At 37.4% G+C, this 17,759-nt stretch carries 10 protein-coding genes, 1 tRNA gene and 1 rRNA gene; 9 read left to right on the forward strand and 3 right to left on the reverse strand.

Going from position 1 to position 17,759, the window contains the following annotated elements; all coding sequences use genetic code 11:
- Positions 1-191: 191 nt before the first annotated feature.
- Positions 192-3,062, forward strand: coding sequence for a Rib/alpha-like domain-containing protein (locus BN2667_RS08995; RefSeq protein ID WP_054252987.1), 2,871 nt, complete (start codon positions 192-194; stop codon positions 3,060-3,062).
- 276 nt (positions 3,063-3,338) lie between these two features.
- Here the strand turns inward: BN2667_RS08995 and hydF are convergent, their stop codons facing one another.
- From hydF to hydE, 3 genes are read right to left on the reverse strand one after another with little or no spacing between them, the layout of a single operon-like run.
- Complete coding sequence (gene hydF, locus BN2667_RS09000; RefSeq protein ID WP_054252988.1) at positions 3,339-4,514, reverse strand: [FeFe] hydrogenase H-cluster maturation GTPase HydF; 1,176 nt, start codon at positions 4,512-4,514, stop codon at positions 3,339-3,341.
- Positions 4,514-5,935 carry a [FeFe] hydrogenase H-cluster radical SAM maturase HydG gene (hydG, locus tag BN2667_RS09005; RefSeq protein WP_054252989.1) on the reverse strand — a complete coding sequence of 474 codons (1,422 nt, stop codon included), beginning with the start codon at positions 5,933-5,935 and terminating at the stop codon, positions 4,514-4,516. Before hydG ends, hydF begins: the two co-directional genes overlap by 1 nt.
- The gene (gene hydE / locus BN2667_RS09010; protein WP_054252990.1) at positions 5,928-6,977 is read right to left on the reverse strand and encodes a [FeFe] hydrogenase H-cluster radical SAM maturase HydE; all 1,050 of its coding nucleotides are present in this window, start codon (positions 6,975-6,977) and stop codon (positions 5,928-5,930) included. The genes hydG and hydE overlap by 8 nt, the downstream gene beginning before the upstream one ends.
- A 328-nt stretch (positions 6,978-7,305) precedes the next feature.
- Between hydE and BN2667_RS09015 the strand changes: the two genes are divergently transcribed.
- The 8 genes from BN2667_RS09015 to BN2667_RS09050 all read left to right on the forward strand — a co-directional run bounded on the left by BN2667_RS09015 (position 7,306) and on the right by BN2667_RS09050 (position 17,743).
- Positions 7,306-8,232: a DMT family transporter gene (locus tag BN2667_RS09015; RefSeq protein ID WP_054252991.1), complete on the forward strand. Its 927-nt coding sequence runs from the start codon at positions 7,306-7,308 to the stop codon at positions 8,230-8,232.
- Positions 8,225-9,172: a DMT family transporter gene (locus tag BN2667_RS09020; protein ID WP_054252992.1), complete on the forward strand. Its 948-nt coding sequence runs from the start codon at positions 8,225-8,227 to the stop codon at positions 9,170-9,172. The genes BN2667_RS09015 and BN2667_RS09020 overlap by 8 nt, the downstream gene beginning before the upstream one ends.
- Before the next feature lie 70 nt (positions 9,173-9,242).
- A complete protein-coding gene (topA, locus tag BN2667_RS09025) occupies positions 9,243-11,336 on the forward strand; it encodes a type I DNA topoisomerase (RefSeq protein WP_054252993.1) in 2,094 nt (697 codons plus the stop codon).
- Between the two features lie 168 nt (positions 11,337-11,504).
- Positions 11,505-14,249: a preprotein translocase subunit SecA gene (gene secA / locus BN2667_RS09030; protein WP_054252994.1), complete on the forward strand. Its 2,745-nt coding sequence runs from the start codon at positions 11,505-11,507 to the stop codon at positions 14,247-14,249.
- 11 nt (positions 14,250-14,260) lie between these two features.
- Positions 14,261-15,364 (forward strand): peptide chain release factor 2, encoded by a 1,104-nt coding sequence (gene prfB / locus BN2667_RS09035; protein WP_054252995.1) that lies wholly within the window; start codon positions 14,261-14,263, stop codon positions 15,362-15,364.
- Positions 15,365-15,430: 66 nt separating this feature from the next.
- On the forward strand, positions 15,431-15,637 hold the full coding sequence (locus tag BN2667_RS09040; protein WP_054252996.1) for a PF20097 family protein: 207 nt from the start codon (positions 15,431-15,433) through the stop codon (positions 15,635-15,637).
- A 149-nt stretch (positions 15,638-15,786) separates the two neighbouring features.
- Positions 15,787-15,863, forward strand: a tRNA-Pro gene (locus BN2667_RS09045).
- Between the two features lie 352 nt (positions 15,864-16,215).
- Positions 16,216-17,743, forward strand: a 16S ribosomal RNA gene (locus BN2667_RS09050).
- The last annotated feature ends 16 nt before the right edge of the window (positions 17,744-17,759 follow it).

Here is a 17,759-nt window from a genome sequence, read left to right on the forward strand (position 1 = left end):
TAATTATTTTAACCTACTTTGCTTTTAGGCTAAAACCCAAACAATAAAAACAGTAGTCTTTTATTAAAAGAATATTAAAAATCAATAACCAGCTTGAAAAACATATATAAAAACCTTACAATAAATTATATGGAGAATAATTATAAGAGAACTTGAAATCGCTAGTAGGAAAACGTATTAGGAGGAAGATTATGAAAAGAAAAATAACTTCGCTTGTGCTAGCCTTAATAATAATTTTTAGCACAGCAAATCCAGCCTTAGCAAGTGGACTTAGACCAGAATCAGAAAACAATCAAGCTAGAGCAGATGAACTTAGTTTAGTAGATGATACTGATAACTACATAATAAGAACCAGTAGGGCTGATGAAAACTTAGATAAGCAGCCATTAGCAGAAGCTCCCATGATAATTGAAAATCCACAAACAGAAAAACCAAAAGAAGGCTATGTTAGAATAACTTTTGATCCAACAAGTAAGGCCAAAGATTCTCAAGTAAAAATCTTTGATGTATTTGATAAAGCAACTTGGGCAGAAGTAGAAACTCAAATAAAGCCAGAAGATCCAGAACCTGTTAGCGATGATGAAAACTTCTTCGTTTGGAGAGATAATGGTGGACAAGGAACAAGGCTAACAGAAAAACAAGGTCAAGTTGAGACAAGCAGATTTGTAGCAACTTATGTAAAAGATGTAGTTCCACAAATTGGAAGTAAAAGACCAGATGTTCCAATGGGATATAACAAAGTGACATTTTCGAAAGGTCAACATGGAAAAATTCCAGCTACAGAAACAACTATTTATTGGGTAAAGCCTAGAAAAAAAGTGACCTTAACACCACCAAAAGTAATAGCCAAAAAGGGCTGGAAGCACACAGGATGGAAATTTCCATTAACTTATATGTATAGTGATTTTGTAGAAAATATTGCTAAGTATTCACATATAGAAGCCATAGTCCAAAATATAACTACAACTATTGGGAAAGTTCCAAAGCCTGAAGATGCAATTGCAAATAAGAAAGAACTCTTAGACGAAATAATATTTGAATGGATAAAAGAACCAGACGTAAGCAAGCCTACTAATGGTCAACCAATAAAGGCTACAATTAATATTAAATATCCTCGTATAGTAAATACAATTCAAACTTCAACCGTTGAAATTACTGTAGTCGATTTTACAGAAGCAGAAAAATATACTCCAGAAGATCAAAACCTTACAATAAAAGAAGGCGAAAATCCAAAGGCAGAGGATGCAATTAAAAACAAGGACGACTTGCCAGAAAATACGAAATACCAGTGGAAAGAAAATCCAGATACTTCTAAAGCAGGAAATGTAGATGCGCTAGTTTTAATAACTTATCCAGATGGATCAAGTGAAGAAGTTTTAGTGAAAATAAAAATACAAAAAGAAGCTGGTTTAATCACACCAATACCAGAAGTAGAGTTAGAAGAAGAAATTATAAACTGGGGCGAAGACTACGACCTAACAGATAACATCAAAGACCTGCCAGAGGGTGCGAAAGTCGAAGACCTAACAGAAGATGGAGCAATTGATAATAGAAAATCTGGCACATATATAGGAAAAATAAAAATAACTTTCAAAGACGGATCAACAAGAATAGTAGGAGTAACAGTAAAAGCATCTGACGCAGAAAAATATACTCCAGAAACTCAAGACCTTACAATAAAAGAAGGCGAAAATCCAAAGGCAGAAGATGCCATTAAAAACAAGGACGACTTGCCAGAAAATACGAAATACCAGTGGAAAGAAAATCCAGATACTGCTAAAGCAGGAAATGTAGATGCGCTAGTTTTAATAACTTATCCAGATAGATCAAGTGAAGAAGCTTTAGTAAAAATTAAAGTAGAAAAAGAAGCTGGCATAATTTGGCCAATTCCAGAAGTAGATGTAGAAGAAGAAATTGTAAACTGGGGAAAAGACTACGACCTAACAGATAACATCAAAAACCTGCCAGAAGGTTCGAAAGTCGAGGACCTAACAGAAGATGGAGTAATTGATAATAAAAAGTCTGGCTCTTACACAGGAAAAATAAAAATCACTTTCAAAAATGGGTCGACGAGAATAGTAGAAGTAAAAGTAACAGTAAAAGCATCTGATGCAGAAAATAATCCTTTAGTTTATCCAGATATAACAGAAATTGACAATAAAGATAAGTTAAGAGATGAAGAAAAAGCAGAAATAATAAAGAAGATTAAGGACAAAAACCCATTAACCAAAGAAGTGAAAGTTGATGACCAAGGAAATGGAAGTCTTATATATGCAGATGGGTCAATAAATGAAATTCCAGCTGAAAAGATAGTAAGAGAAAAAGAGAAAAAACCTGAAGTTCCAGCAGATAATAATGATAAGGAAAAAATAAATCCAAGACCAGACCAAAGACCAGCTTATTCTTATATTCCACTTGATTTTATATTTGGACCAAGTCAAGTAGCTAGGCCAAGTCAAAGACTTCAAAAACCTACAAAAGAAGTAAGTCACCAGGCCTATATAAGTGGCTATCCTCAAGGTGACTTTAGGCCAGAAGGAATGATGACAAGGGCAGAAGCTCTTGCAATTATTGCAAAACTTGAAGGTCTTAAGTCAAGTTCAGATAAGGGGAATTTCTCCGATACTAAAAACGGGGCTTGGTATAATGAATTTATTAATTCAGCCTACGAAGAAGGTATTTTAGAAGAAAAGATTGGCGAAAACTTTAGACCAAACGATCCTATTACTAGAGGAGAATTGGCTAGATTAATTTCTGTTATTGATAAGAAGTCAGACGCCATTGCACCTTTTGCAGATACAAAAGGCCACAAGTATGAGTCCTATATTAATAAAGCCTACGCCAATGGAAGAATTTTAGGCTATCCAGATGGTACTTTTAGACCAGATGCAGCCATAACAAGGGCAGAAGTTACAGCTATGGTCAACCGTCTTTATAATATAAAACTTGACGATAAGGGTCTTGAAAAGTTAGAAAGATCTAAAGACGTAAAGAAATTTACAGATTTAAATTCAAAGCATTGGGCCTATAAGGACATTATGGCAGCAGCTAATTCTTATTAAAATGGAAAAATAAAAGTTAGTGACAGCGAAATTTTATTAACTGAAGAAAAATATTTTTGGACGGGAGAATATTTCTCTCGTTCTTTTTTGGGGGAAAATGTGGAAGATGAGAAAGAGCTAGGGGATTGTCCCTGGGGAAAGAAGAAAGAAATTTGAGTGAGAGAAAAGGTGAGGAAGGAAATGGGACGCAAAAAGAAAAAAGGGTATACACCAAGAAAGAGGGGACACACCTAAAGGAATGTCCCCAATATTGAAAAAACCAGCTTGTGCTGGTTCTTAGTAAGTTATTTTATCTAATATTCCCATAAAATAGGCTATGGCTATGCCGTAGTTTGTTATGGGGATATTTTTTTCTTGGGCTTTTTTAATTCTTCCTTGGATGCTTTTTTTGTTTTGCATACAGCCACCACATTGGATTATTAGGTCGTAGGTTTCTAGGTTTTCTGGAAGGACTGGACCTGATGTGTTATCAATTATAATCTCGTCGCCAAACTTCTTCCTGATCATATTTGGAATTTTAACCCTGCCAATGTCTTCTTCTGTTGGAGCATGGGCACAAGATTCTGCTATTAAAATTCTCGAATTTGAATTTATATTTTTAAAGGCCCTAGCTCCTTTTACATATTCATCAATGTCTCCTTTAAGTTTTGCAAATAAAACTGAAAATGATGTTAGCCTTACATTAGCTGGCTTTTTTTCGTAGACTTGTAAAAAAACTGAAGAGTCTGCAACTATAAGGTCAGGTTTTTTATTTACTAGCCTTAGGGCAGTTTCGAATTCTTCTAACTTTATCATTAGGCTTATACAATTTCTATCTAAAAGCTCTCTCAAGGCTTGGACCTGAGGTAGGATAAGCCTGTTTTTTGGTGCGGCTATATCTTGGGGCACAACTAAAAAAACTAAATCTTTTTCTTCAACCATATTTTCAAAAAGCTGGTCGTCAGATTTTGGAGCAAATTTTAAGATCTCATCAAGAAGTTTGTCTATAGAAGTTTTTTCCTTGGCAGAAACTTCAACAATAGTTTCTCCTGGAAGTTCACTTTTTATCTTTTGAATTTCATCAGTAGATAAGATGTCAATTTTATTAATGGCGATTATTCTAGGAGTGTCCTTTAAGGATTTTATCAGGTCTTTTTCTACATCTAGGTCAGCTCCAGCAACTACAATTATTGCCAGGTCAGTTTTTTCTAAAACTTCCTTGGTTCTTTTTGTTCTTACTACGCCAAGATTTGTTTGATCTACTAGGCCTGCTGTGTCCATTAAAAGGGATGGGCCTAGGTTTTTTAATTCTATTGACTTATAAACTGGGTCTGTTGTAGTGCCAGGTTGGTCTGATACAATTGAGATTTCTCTGTTGGCAAAGGCGTTTATAAGGGAGCTTTTCCCTGCGTTGACCCTGCCGAAAAATCCTATGTGAACTCTGTTTCCAGAATTTGTCTTGTTTAAATCCATTAAAATCTAAAGTCTCTCTTTCCTACTGTTTCCATTTCTTCAATATATTTTTTGGCCTTGGCTTTTACTGTTTCATTAGGAATTTTTTCAAGCTCTTCATCTATTAGTTTTTGGCCTAGGTCTTTTGAAAAGTCTGAGCCGTAGTCTAATAAATATTCTTTTAGGGTCATTAGGGCATTTGGTTGGCAGCAGTTTAGGATTTGGCCTGACTTACAAAGTTGCATAAACCTATCGCCAGTTCTGCCTTCTCTGTAGCAGGCTGTACAAAAGCTAGGAATGTAACCAAGTTCAATTAGCCAGTCTACAATTTCTTCTAGGGTCCTGTTGTCTGCTAGGTCAAATTGGGCAGAGTTGTCTTCTTTTTTTTCTTCTTCTGAGTAGCCGCCTATTGAAGTTTTTGAGCCGCCAGAAATTTGGCTAACTCCTAGTTCTAAGGCCTTTTCTCTAACTTTTTGGTTTTCCCTAGTTGAAATAATCATGCCTGTATAAGGAACTGAAATTCTAATTAAGGCGATTAGCTTTTCAAAAATTTCGTCTGCTAGTTGGTTTTCAAAGTCGGCTGGATTAATGTCGTCTCCAGGTTGGATCCTTGGTACAGAAATTGTGTGTGGGCCAACGCCAAATTTTGCTTCCAAGTGTTCTGCGTGCATTAAAAGTCCTGCAAATTCATACTTATAAGTTTCAAGACCAAAGAGAACGCCAATACCAACGTCGTCAATGCCTGCCTCCATTGCTCTGTCCATGGCTTCTGTGTGGTAGTCGTAGTCGTGTTTTGGGCCAGTTGGGTGAAGGGCCTCGTAAGATTTTTTGTTGTAGGTTTCTTGGAAGAGGATGTAGGTTCCAATTTCTGCGTCCTTTAACTTTTTGTAATTTTCTACACTAGTTGCAGCGATGTTTACATTAACTCTTCTAATTTGGCCGTTTTCGTGTTTTATTGAATAGATGGTCTTTATTGATTCGATAACATATTCAATTGGATTGTTAACTGGGTCTTCTCCTAGTTCAAGGGCCAGTCTTTTGTGGCCCATGTCTTGAAGGGCAATAACTTCTTTTTTAATTTCTTCTTGGCTAAGTTTCTTTCTTCTTATGTTTTTGTTTTTTAAGTGATAAGGGCAGTAGACACAGCCGTTGACACAATAGTTAGAAAGATAAAGGGGAGCAAAGAGCACAATTCTAGAACCGTAGTGGTCTTCTTTAATTTTTCTTGCTAGGGAGTAGATTTCAGAGTTGATTTCTTTGTCATCTGTCATTAAAAGAACAGAGGCTTCCCTGTGGTCTAGGCCTTTTTCTTCCTTGGCCTTTTTTAAAATTTTCCTAAGTAAGTCTTTGTTATTTTTGTTTTCCTCTGCATAGGCAAGAGTGTCTAAAATTTCTTGGTGGTTTATAAATTCTTCTGCTTTTGATGAGTCTTTTTTATACATATTTTCCTTCTTCCTTGTAGTCTCCTCTGTCTAAGGAGATTTCATATCCAATTTTCTTAAGTTTTTCTTCTAAGTCTAAAAAGTCGTCACTATTTTCGACTTGTGTTCCAATTTTATTGTCATAGAGCTTGTAATTTTGTCTAAGTTTTTCATCGCCAATATTTGGCATAAGGACATTACAGCCTGCTAAAATTCCCTTTTCTCTGCCACTGTCGTCAATGCTTCCTAGGGCAGTTGTTGCTGGTAAGAGCACATTTTCTTTTGCTATTCTAACTATAGACAGGATTTTTAAAACATCGTCTAAGTTCCCAGCAGGATAGTCTTTAAAAGGCGTATCGTGGTGGGGAATAAAAGGGCCAAGACCTACCATTTGTGGCTGGAGCTTTAATATAAACTGAAGGTCTCTGTAGAGGTCTTCTCGAGTTTGAAAGGGCGAGCCAACCATCATGCCACAGCCAGTTTGATAACCTAGGTCCTTGAGCTTAAAGAGACTTTTAATTCTATTATCAAAGTCCATGGACCTTGGGTGGAGTTTATAGTAATGGTCCCTAGATGAAGTTTCGTGGCGGAGGAGATAGCGATTTGCTCCAAGCTTCTTTAAGGCTTCTAAGTCTTCAAAAGATCTTTCGCCTAATGAAAGAGTCAAGGCCAAATCGTATTTATCTTCAATTTCTCCTATCAAGTCTTCTAGAAAATCCAGGCTATAAAAATCATCTTCGCCTCCTTGGAGGACTATTGTTTTTATGCCAAGAGAATTTGCATGGGCAACTCTTGAAAGAATTTCCTCTTTACTTAGCCTGGTCCTTTCAATATTTTTGTTGGACGCTCTAAGGCCACAGTAAAAACAATTATTTTTACAGTAGGTAGAGATCTCTATAAGGCCACGAATATAAATCTTCCTGCCAAAGTTTTTTACTGCCAAAGACCTGGCGTAGGTATTTAAGTCTGCGTAGTCTTCTAAGTCCATTAAATATTTAAAGTCTTCAAAAGATAAGTCTTTTGTCTTATAAAATTTTTCACATATTTCTAGTGTCTTATTCATTTTTTCCTTGTCTTTACTAGTTCAATTAGTTAAAAAGTACACAATCTATTATAATACTTACAGAAATTTTATCAAGTAAGATATTAGAATCTTTCTATATTTATCTGTAACAGTTTAAGTTCTAACTTAGTTCTTATAAGCGACTTTTATTAATTCCTATATAGACTTTTATTAACTCCTATATAATTGTAAGAAGGTGAAAAAAATTCTAAAATTTATTTACAAAAATTTGCCTTTGATTTTATGAGATGTTAAAATGAGAAGTGACGATTGAAAAAGATTGTAAGAATATTTAATATTTTTCTTATAAAGTAGAAAGAGGTAGGCCATGGAAGTTTCAAAAAAAACTAGATTATTAAGTGGACTTTCCTTGACTTTTGCAACTGTGCTTTGGGGCCTAAATTATGTTGCCCAACAAAAAGGAGCAAAACATCTAGGACCTTTTTCTTTTAATATGGTTAGAATGTTTATTGCCACTGCCTTTCTTCTACCTTTTATATTTTTTAGAAATTATAAAAACTATAAGAAGGTATTTTTTTGGTCTAAAGAAGACAAGGCTAGGGAGACAATTAAAGGTGGAATAATTTGTGGCCTTGTTTTAATTTTAGGTTTAACTTGTCAACAAAGTGGAATTAAGTTCACTTCTGTAGGCAAGGCAGGGTTTCTATCTTCTCTTTCTATAATTTTTGTTCCCCTAATTTCAATTTTTGAGGGGAAAAAAGTTAGGGGCTACCAGTGGCTGGGAATTTTCTTTGCCCTCCTTGGAGCTTTCATTCTTTCCTTTAATGATTTAAATGGAATTAACATTGGAGATCTTTTTATGGTTGCTACTGCTTTTTTTATAGCCTTGCACATTGTCACTGCAGGCCACTTTAATAAAAGAGTAGACTCTATAAAATTTTCTCTCTTTAGATTTTTATTTGCAGGAATATTTTCTTTTATTATAATGATATTTTTAGAAAACTTTAGCTGGGCAGACCTAAGACCTGTTCTTAAACCAGTTTTGTTTTCTGGAGTTTTTGGTTCAGGCCTTGCTTTTACCTTAATGGCACTGAGTCAGAGAAATTTAGACAATGTTTCAACATCAATAATTATGAGTCTAGAATCTGTATTTGCTCTCCTAGCTGGTTTTGTAGTCTTGGGACAGAAACTTAGTCCTAGGGAGATTTTAGGGTCGACAATTTTATTTACATCTGTTATGGCCATGCAAGTTTATGGGGCCAAAAAAATAAGAAAGGAGAAAGGTTATGACTAAGGGTAAGGCAATTGCTGGAGATTTAAATAGGTTTGAAAAGAGAAGACTGGGACTGATGATGCTCTTTACCGCCACTTTAATTTGGGGTTTTACTTTCTTAGCCCAATCTGAAGGAGCCAAACACGTTCCGCCTTTGTTTTTCAATGCAGTTAGATTTTGGATTGGTGGTTTAGTTGTCCTTCCTGTTGCGATTTTAAGGGCGACAAAAAACACTGGTAAACTTTGTTTTTGGTATCACGTTGACAATAAGGCCTTGACTATTAAGGGTGCCTTTATCGATTCTCTAACTATAACCTTTGGTGTTACCTTCCAACAAATGGGAATGGCCACAGCTAGCCCTGGCAAGGGAGGATTTTTAGCCTCTCTTACTATTGTCTTTGTTGCAGTTATTGGACTTTTCTTTGGGAAAAAAATAAGACTACCTCAATGGCTGGGAATTGCTACGGCAATTTTTGGCGTTGGTCTAATGTCATTAACATCAGACCTTTCTATAAGTACAGGAGAAATTTATTTAATTATTTCAGCCTTTATCTATGCCTTTAATACAATTTTAACTGGCTATTATTCTACTAGGGTTGAGACTTTTAAGTACACCACCTTTAGATTTTTCTTTGCAGCAACAATTTGTACGATTTTGTCTTTAATTTTTGAAGATGTATCAATGGATGCTGTAAAAACTGCTATGCCAACTTTGTTATTTACTGGTGTATTTTCATCAGGCCTAGCCTTTACTCTCCAAGCCTTTGCCCAAGTCCACGTTGAAGACTTGACAACCCAGCTTATGCTTTCTTTAGAGTCGATAATTGCTCTTTTAGCTCAATGGATTTTCCTAGGAACAGTTATGTCTTCTAGAGAAATGCTAGGTGCCTTTATTCTATTTGGATCAGTTGTCTTTATCCAAGTTTATGAGGCGACAGTTAGAAAAAGACAGGGAGTCTAGAAGAAAATTTATAAATAGTTGAAAAAGTTTTTAACTTGTGATAGTTTAAGATACCATAAGGATGGTGAATATGGCACAGAATTTAATTATAGTTGAGTCGCCAACTAAAGCAAAAACCATAGGCAAAATGTTAGGAAGATCTTACAAGGTTGTAGCCTCAGTAGGTCACGTTAGAGACCTGCCAAAGTCTACCCTTGGAGTTGATATAGAAAATGACTTTGAGCCTAAGTATATAAATATTAGGGGAAAGGGCCCTTTAATTAAAGATTTAAAAAAAGAAGCCAAGGACGCAAAAAAAGTTTACCTGGCAACAGATAATGACCGTGAAGGAGAGGCAATATCTTGGCACCTGGCCTATATTTTAGGTTTGGACCCAGATGGTAAAAATAGAATTTCCTTTAACGAAATTACCAAAGACGCAGTTAAAAATTCCTTAAAGGAGCCAAGGGCCATTGACCAAAATCTTGTCGATGCCCAACAAGGCAGAAGGGTTTTAGACAGACTTGTAGGTTATAAAATTTCTCCAATACTTTGGAAGAAAGTAAAGTCTGGTCTTTCTGCAGGTAGAGTCCAATCTGCAGTTGTAAAAATAATTTGCGACAGGGAAAGAGAAATTGAAAACTTCGTCCCTGAAGAATATTGGACCCTTGATGCAGAACTAAAAGCAAAAGGTGGATCTTTTAAAAGCTCCTACTATGGACAATTAATTGAAGGCAAGGAAGAAAAAGTTGATCTAAAATCAAAGGCCGATGTAGAAAAAATCGAAAAAGCCATAGACGAGGAAAACTTTACTGTAAGTGATTTAAAATTAGGTCAGAGGACTAGGTCTCCAAGGCCACCATATACAACCTCAACCCTCCAACAAGAGGCATCTAGGTTTTTAAATTTCCCAGGAAGAAAGACCATGCAAGTTGCCCAACAACTTTATGAGGGTATTAGTCTTGGAAAAGGCGGACCTACAGGACTTATAACCTATATGAGAACTGACTCTGTAAATATTTCCAACCAAGCCAGATACCAGGCCAGAGATTATATACTAGAAAAATATGGCAAGGACTATGACTCAGCCTTTAGAAAGTACAAGTCTAAGGGAGGAGCCCAAGAGGCCCACGAGTGTATTAGGCCAACTGATGTATTTTTAAGTCCTCTGTCTATAAAAGAATATTTGACTAGAGACCAGTATAGACTTTATAAATTAATTTGGGAAAGATTTTTAGCTTCCTTAATGGCTGGAGCAAAATACGATACAATTAATGCTTCAATTTATTCCAAGGACCAAGTCTTTAGGGCTTCTGGTTCAAACCTAGTTTTTGATGGATTTTTAATTTTAAAAAACAAGGCCGACGAAGACGAAAAGGAAAATAAACTTCCAGTTCTTAAAGAAGGGGAGAAATTAAAGCTAGAAGACTTAATAGCCGACCAGCACTTTACTAAACCACCAGCTAGGTATACTGAAGCCAGCCTAATAAAAACCCTAGAAGACCTAGGTATAGGCAGGCCTTCAACTTATGCACCAACAATTACAACTATAACAAAGAGAAATTATGTAGAAGTTGAAGACAAGAGATTTATCCCAACAGAACTGGGAATAACAGTAAACGACCAGCTAATGGAATATTTCCCAATGATTACTGACAAGGACTTTACTGCAAAAATGGAAGACGAGTTAGATAAAATTTCTGTTGGCGAGGAAAAGTGGAAAGATGTAATTAGAGACTTCTATGGTCCCTTTGAGAAAGATTTAAAATTTGCTGAAGAGGAAATGGACAAGGTGGAAATCAAACATGAAGTTACAGATATAATTTGTGACAAGTGCGGGGCCAATATGGTAATAAAAATGGGCCGTTTTGGCAAATTCTTAGCCTGTCCAAACTTCCCTGAATGCAAAAACACTATGCCTCTACTTGAAAAAATTGGCATCAAGTGTCCAAAGTGCGAAGATGGAGAAATTATTAAGAAGAGATCTAAAAAGGGCAGGGTCTTTTATGGATGTTCTTCTTATCCAGCATGCGACTTTGTATCTTGGGGTAAACCTATTGAGAAAAAATGTCCAGTTTGTGGGTCTTTACTAACAGAACCTACAACAAAAAGAGGAAAGTACTATAGCTGTTCTAATCCAGAATGTTCTCACAAGGAAGCTATTGAAAAAACTTCAAAAAAATAAAAACACTAGCACCTCTATGATGGAGGTGCTTTTTTCACAAAAAATTTTCTTTTAAATACATAATAAATAAGATATGTTATAATATAGAAAGAAAAAGTTTGAGAAAAACAGCTTATATAATAGAAGAAAAAAATTGAACTTAAGATTTTAATTTGGGAAAGGAAAGATATGGGTTTATTTGATAAAATTTTTGGATCATATAGCGACAGAGAACTAAAGAAAATTGATCCTATAATAAACAAAATAGAAAGTTTAGACAAGCCTACCCAAGCCTTGTCAGACCAAGAACTAAAAGATAAGACTGAAGAATTTAAGAAAAGACTAAAAAACGGAGAGAGCCTTGATGATATTTTGCCAGAGGCTTTTGCTGTTTGTAGGGAGGCATCCTACAGAGTTTTAGGAATGAAACACTACAGGGTCCAACTTTATGGCGGGGTAATTCTCCACCAAGGTAGGATTGCAGAAATGAAAACTGGTGAAGGTAAAACTCTTATGGCAACCTTGGCTGCTTATTTAAATGCCCTAACTGGCAAGGGAGTCCACATAGTTACAGTAAACGACTACCTAGCAACTAGAGACAGGCAGTGGATGGGTAAGGTCTATGAATTTTTAGGCCTAAGTGTTGGAAATATTGTCCACGGCCTAAGCCCTGTAGAAAGAAGAGAAGCTTATAACTCAGACATTACCTATGGAACTAACAACGAATTTGGCTTTGACTACCTCCGTGACAACATGGTTATCTACAAGGAAGAAAGAGTTCAAAGAGAACTAAACTTTGCCATAGTAGACGAAGTTGACTCGATTTTAATTGACGAAGCTAGAACTCCTCTTATTATTTCTGGCCAAGGAGCTGAGTCTACTGACCTTTATATGAGAGCAGACAACTTTGTAAAGAAGTTAACTCACAGGGTCATTGAAGAAAGCGAAAAGACCAATGATCCTTTTGACAGAGAGTTTAAAGAAGAAACTGTAGATTATTTAGTTGACGAAAAACAAAAATCAGCTTCCTTAACTGACCTTGGTGTAGAAAAGGCAGAGCAGTTTTTTAATATAGAAAACCTAGCAGACCCAAACAATATGGAAATTGCCCACAACATTAAACAGGCTCTAAAGGCTAACTCTGTAATGAAAAGAGATGTTGACTATGTTGTTAAAGATGGGGAAATTATAATTGTTGACGAGTTTACAGGAAGAATGATGTTAGGTAGAAGGTACTCAGACGGCCTTCACCAAGCTATCGAAGCCAAGGAAGGTATGGAGATCAAAAAAGAATCTAAGACCCTTGCTACAATTACCTTCCAAAACTACTTTAGAATGTACAAAAAACTTTCTGGTATGACTGGTACTGCAAAAACTGAAGAAGAAGAATTTAGAGAAATATACAATGTAGACGTTATTGAAGTGCCTACAAACAAACCAGTTATTAGACAAGATGACGACGACGGAATTTATTCAACAGAAGCTGGAAAATTTATGGCGGTAATTGAAGACATAAAAGAATGTCATGCTAAGGGTCAACCAGTTCTTGTAGGTACAGTTTCTATTGACAAGTCAGAACTCCTTTCTTCACTTTTGAAAAAGCAAGGCATCAAACACAATGTTTTAAATGCCAAGTTCCACGAACAAGAATCTGAAATCGTCGCCCAAGCAGGCCGTCTAGGGGCAGTAACTATTGCTACTAACATGGCAGGCCGTGGTACAGACATTGTCCTTGGCGGTAACCCAGAATACATGGCCAAGGAAGTTATGAAAAAGAAAAACCTTGCAGACGAAGTTTTTGAACAAATTGACGGCTATGCAGAAACTGATAATAAAGAAATCCTAGCAGCCAGAGAAGAATACAAAAACCTAGTTGAAAAATTTAAAGACGAAACCAAAGAAGAAGCAGCCCAAGTTATTAAGGCAGGTGGCCTTCACATTATCGGTACAGAAAGACACGAGTCTCGTCGTATTGACAACCAATTAAGAGGTAGGTCAGGAAGACAAGGAGACCCAGGCTCATCTAAATTCTATATCTCTGCAGAAGATGACCTAATTAGACTATTTGCAGGCGAAAGATTTAAGCAAGTAATGGACAAGTCCAAGGTTGAAGAAGATGAATCCTTAGAAACTCCAATTTTAACAAGACTTATAGAAACAGCCCAAAGAAGAGTAGAGTCAAATAACTTTGCCATTAGAAAGTCAGTTTTAAAATACGACGACGTAATGAACAAGCAAAGGGGAATAATCTACGAAGAGAGAAAGAAAGTCCTAGAAGGCCAAGACCTAAAAGACGACATTCTAAAAATGGTAGACGGAATAATCTTAGACGAAATCCACTTCTTCTTAAGATCTAAGGTAGACGAAGACTCTCGCGACTATGAAGGCCTATACAGGACCCTAAATGAAATTTTTGACTTTAATGAAAATGACTTTGCAAGGTTAAAAGATCTTAACAAGCTAGACGACCTTGAATACAAAATCAAGGAAATTGCTAGAGAAAAATATTCAAGCAAGGAAGACGAATTTGGTGCGGGAGTCTTTAGAGAAGTAGAAAGAGTTGTCCTTCTTCAAGTTGTAGACGAAAAGTGGATGGACCACATTGACGCCATGGACCAACTAAAAAGAGGAATCGGGCTAAGGGCTATGGGCAACGAAGATCCAGTTAGGGCCTACGGCAACGAAGGTTTTGATATGTTTGAGGCAATGAACGATGCCATTCGTAGGGACACAGTAAAAATGCTTTACCATGTAATTAACCCAGAGAGAATGGAAAGAAAGAGAGTTGCTAAAAATATTTCAGAAGTTGGTGGATCTGACTCAGGAGAAGAGAAAAAGGGAAAGACCTACGTTAGAAAAGAAAAGAAAATAGGAAGAAACGACCCTTGTCCATGTGGCTCAGGTAAAAAATATAAAAACTGTCACGGACGCTAGTTAGGAGACTTATGCAAAATATATATTTAGACCAAGAAAGACTAAATAATGCAAGAGAAACAATAGAAAACCTAGGCCAGTCTATTACAATAGAAGAAAAAAGAAAAGAAGCCTTGGACCTAGAAAAGAAAACCCTAGAGCCAGGCTTTTGGGATGATACAGACAAGGCGCAAAAATTAATTGGACAAATAAATGGCCTAAAGTCATATGTAGAAGCCTATGATGATTTAAATGACCAGGCAGAAGAAATAGAAATCTTAATCGAACTTTTAAGAGAAGAAGACGACGAAGAAAGCTATAAAGACCTTGAAAAGGCCTTGGAAAAATTAGAAAAAAATACCAAGTCCTTTGAAATAAAGACCCTTTTAACAGGAGAATACGACAAGGAAAATGCAATCTTGTCAATTCATGCAGGAGCAGGAGGCACAGAGGCCCAAGACTGGGCAGATATGCTCCTTAGAATGTACACCCGCTATGCAGAAGGAAAGGGCTACAAGGTAACAGTCTTAGATATCTTAAAAGAAGAAGAAGCAGGAATAAAATCTGCAACCCTATCTATTGAAGGCCTAAACGCCTATGGATATTTAAAAGCAGAAAAAGGAGTCCACAGACTAGTTAGAATATCTCCCTTTGACGCAGCAAAAAAACGCCACACTTCCTTTGCATCAGTAGACGTCTATCCAGAATTTTCTGAGCAAATTGAAGTCGATATAAAAGATGAAGACTTAAAGATTGACACTTACAGGTCGTCAGGAGCAGGTGGCCAGCACGTAAACACAACAGACTCAGCAGTTAGAATAACTCACATACCAACAGGAGTAGTTGTCCAGTGCCAAAACGAAAGATCTCAGATCCAAAACAGGGAAAAGGCCATGCAACTTTTAACAGCAAAACTTCTAGCCATAAAAGAAGAAGAGCAAAAAGAAAAAATCGAAGACCTCCAAGGCAACTATAACCAAATCGCCTGGGGATCTCAAATCAGGTCCTATGTCTTTAACCCCTATCAAATGGTCAAGGACCACAGGACCAATATAGAAGTAGGCGACACTCAAAGAGTAATGGACGGCGACTTAGATATATTTGTAGATGGATACTTACAAATGAAAGCAAAATAAAGAGAGGGCGAGAAAACAAAATCGCCCTTTTTCTATCTATATATAATAGAAGGAAGAGAAAACAAAATGGAATGTAATAAGTGCAAGGACCAAATGATCAAAGGAAAAGTAATAGCATCTAGCCCAAATCTCTTTGGAACTATGATGTCATTTAGAAAAGAAGAAAACTTAAAAAAGATAATGGACAAGGACCAAGTAAACTTAGAGACGGTTGGAGAGGCTTGGTACTGTCCATCTTGCCACTACTGCCTAGCAGAATTAGAAGAAAAGTAAATAAATAAAATAAGGGCTTGCAAAAAAATATAAGCCGTGGTATATTATTAAAGCTAAGTTGATTCTTAAGCAGAATTTAAAAACTTTAAAGAAGCTTAACAAAGCACTTGCAAAGAAATAAAAGCTATGCTATAATAGTTTTTGTCTTACGGGATGTAGCGCAGTTTGGTAGCGCACGTGGTTTGGGACCATGGGGCCGGGGGTTCAAATCCTCTCATCCCGACCAATAAAAACCTACCTATTATATAGGCAGGTTTTTTTAATCCATAAATTGGATTAGCTTACCAAGAATGGAAGTAAATTTTCTAAAAAAAGTTCTTGACAAAAGAATGGTGGCTTGGTAAGATAAATAAGCTGTCTCGAAAGGGAATGTAAGCCTTGAGTAAAGAAAATTAAAAAACTTTAAAAAAGGCCTTGACAAGATAAAATAGATTTGATAAGATAATCAAGCTAACCTTTTGGGAAAGCAAGAACCAAATAAATTGAATATAGTGTGAGAACGAAAAAAACACACAAGCGAAATAAAAGCGAACAAAGTCAGTTTTTAGATGAGCTTAAAGATTAAATGAACAAAAATTTTTTTGGAGAGTTTGATCCTGGCTCAGGACGAACGCTGGCGGCGTGCCTAACACATGCAAGTCGAGCGATGAAAGAAAAGCAGATCTCTTCGGAGTGACGCATTTCTGGATTAGCGGCGGACGGGTGAGTAACACGTGAGCAATCTGCCATACACATTGGGATCGCCTTGGGAAACTGGGATTAATACCAAATGAAACATAGAAGTAGCATTACTTTAATGTCAAAGAATTATCGGTGTATGATGAGCTCGCGTCTGATTAGCTAGTTGGTGAGATAAAAGCTCACCAAGGCCATGATCAGTAGCCGGCCTGAGAGGGTGAACGGCCACATTGGGACTGAGACACGGCCCAAACTCCTACGGGAGGCAGCAGTGGGGAATATTGCACAATGGGGGAAACCCTGATGCAGCGACGCCGCGTGAGCGAAGAAGGGATTCGTCTCGTAAAGCTCTGTCCTATGGGAAGATAATGACGGTACCATAGAAGAAAGCCCCGGCTAACTACGTGCCAGCAGCCGCGGTAATACGTAGGGGGCGAGCGTTGTCCGGAATCATTGGGCGTAAAGGGTTCGTAGGCGGTAATGCATGTCAGATGTGAAATCTTGTGGCTTAACCACATTGAGCATCTGAAACTGCATAACTTGAGTGAAGGAGAGGTAAGTGGAATTCCTAGTGTAGCGGTGAAATGCGTAGATATTAGGAGGAATACCAGTAGCGAAGGCGACTTACTGGCCTTTAACTGACGCTGAGGAACGAAAGCGTGGGTAGCAAACAGGATTAGATACCCTGGTAGTCCACGCCGTAAACGATGAGTGCTAGGTGTCGGGAGTCAAATCTCGGTGCCGCAGTTAACGCAATAAGCACTCCGCCTGGGGAGTACGTACGCAAGTATGAAACTCAAAGGAATTGACGGGGACCCGCACAAGCAGCGGAGCATGTGGTTTAATTCGAAGCAACGCGAAGAACCTTACCAGGACTTGACATACTAGTGCCAAGTGTAGAGATACACTGTTTTCTATGAAACACTAATACAGGTGGTGCATGGTTGTCGTCAGCTCGTGTCGTGAGATGTTCAGTTAAGTCTGGCAACGAGCGCAACCCCTGTGGCTAGTTACTAACATTTAGGATGAGGACTCTAGCAAGACTGCCGATAAGAAATCGGAGGAAGGTGGGGATGACGTCAAATCATCATGCCCTATATGTCCTGGGCTACACACGTGCTACAATGGTTGGTACAGAGAGCAGCAAAACAGCGATGTCAAGCAAATCTCAAAAAGCCAATCTCAGTTCGGATTGTACTCTGCAACTCGAGTACATGAAGTCGGAGTTGCTAGTAATCGCGAATCAGAATGTCGCGGTGAATGCGTTCCCGGGTCTTGTACACACCGCCCGTCACACCATGGAAGTTCGAGGGGCCCAAAGTAGGTGAGCTAACCATATGGAAGCAGCCTCCTAAGGCAAATTGAATGACTGGGGTGAAGTCGTAACAAGGTAGCCGTACCGGAAGGTGCGGCTGGATCACCTCCTTTCTAAGGAGTATATTCT

It is taken from the genome of Neofamilia massiliensis (assembly GCF_001299475.1).
GTDB classification, from domain to species: Bacteria; Bacillota; Clostridia; order Tissierellales; family Peptoniphilaceae; genus Neofamilia; species Neofamilia massiliensis.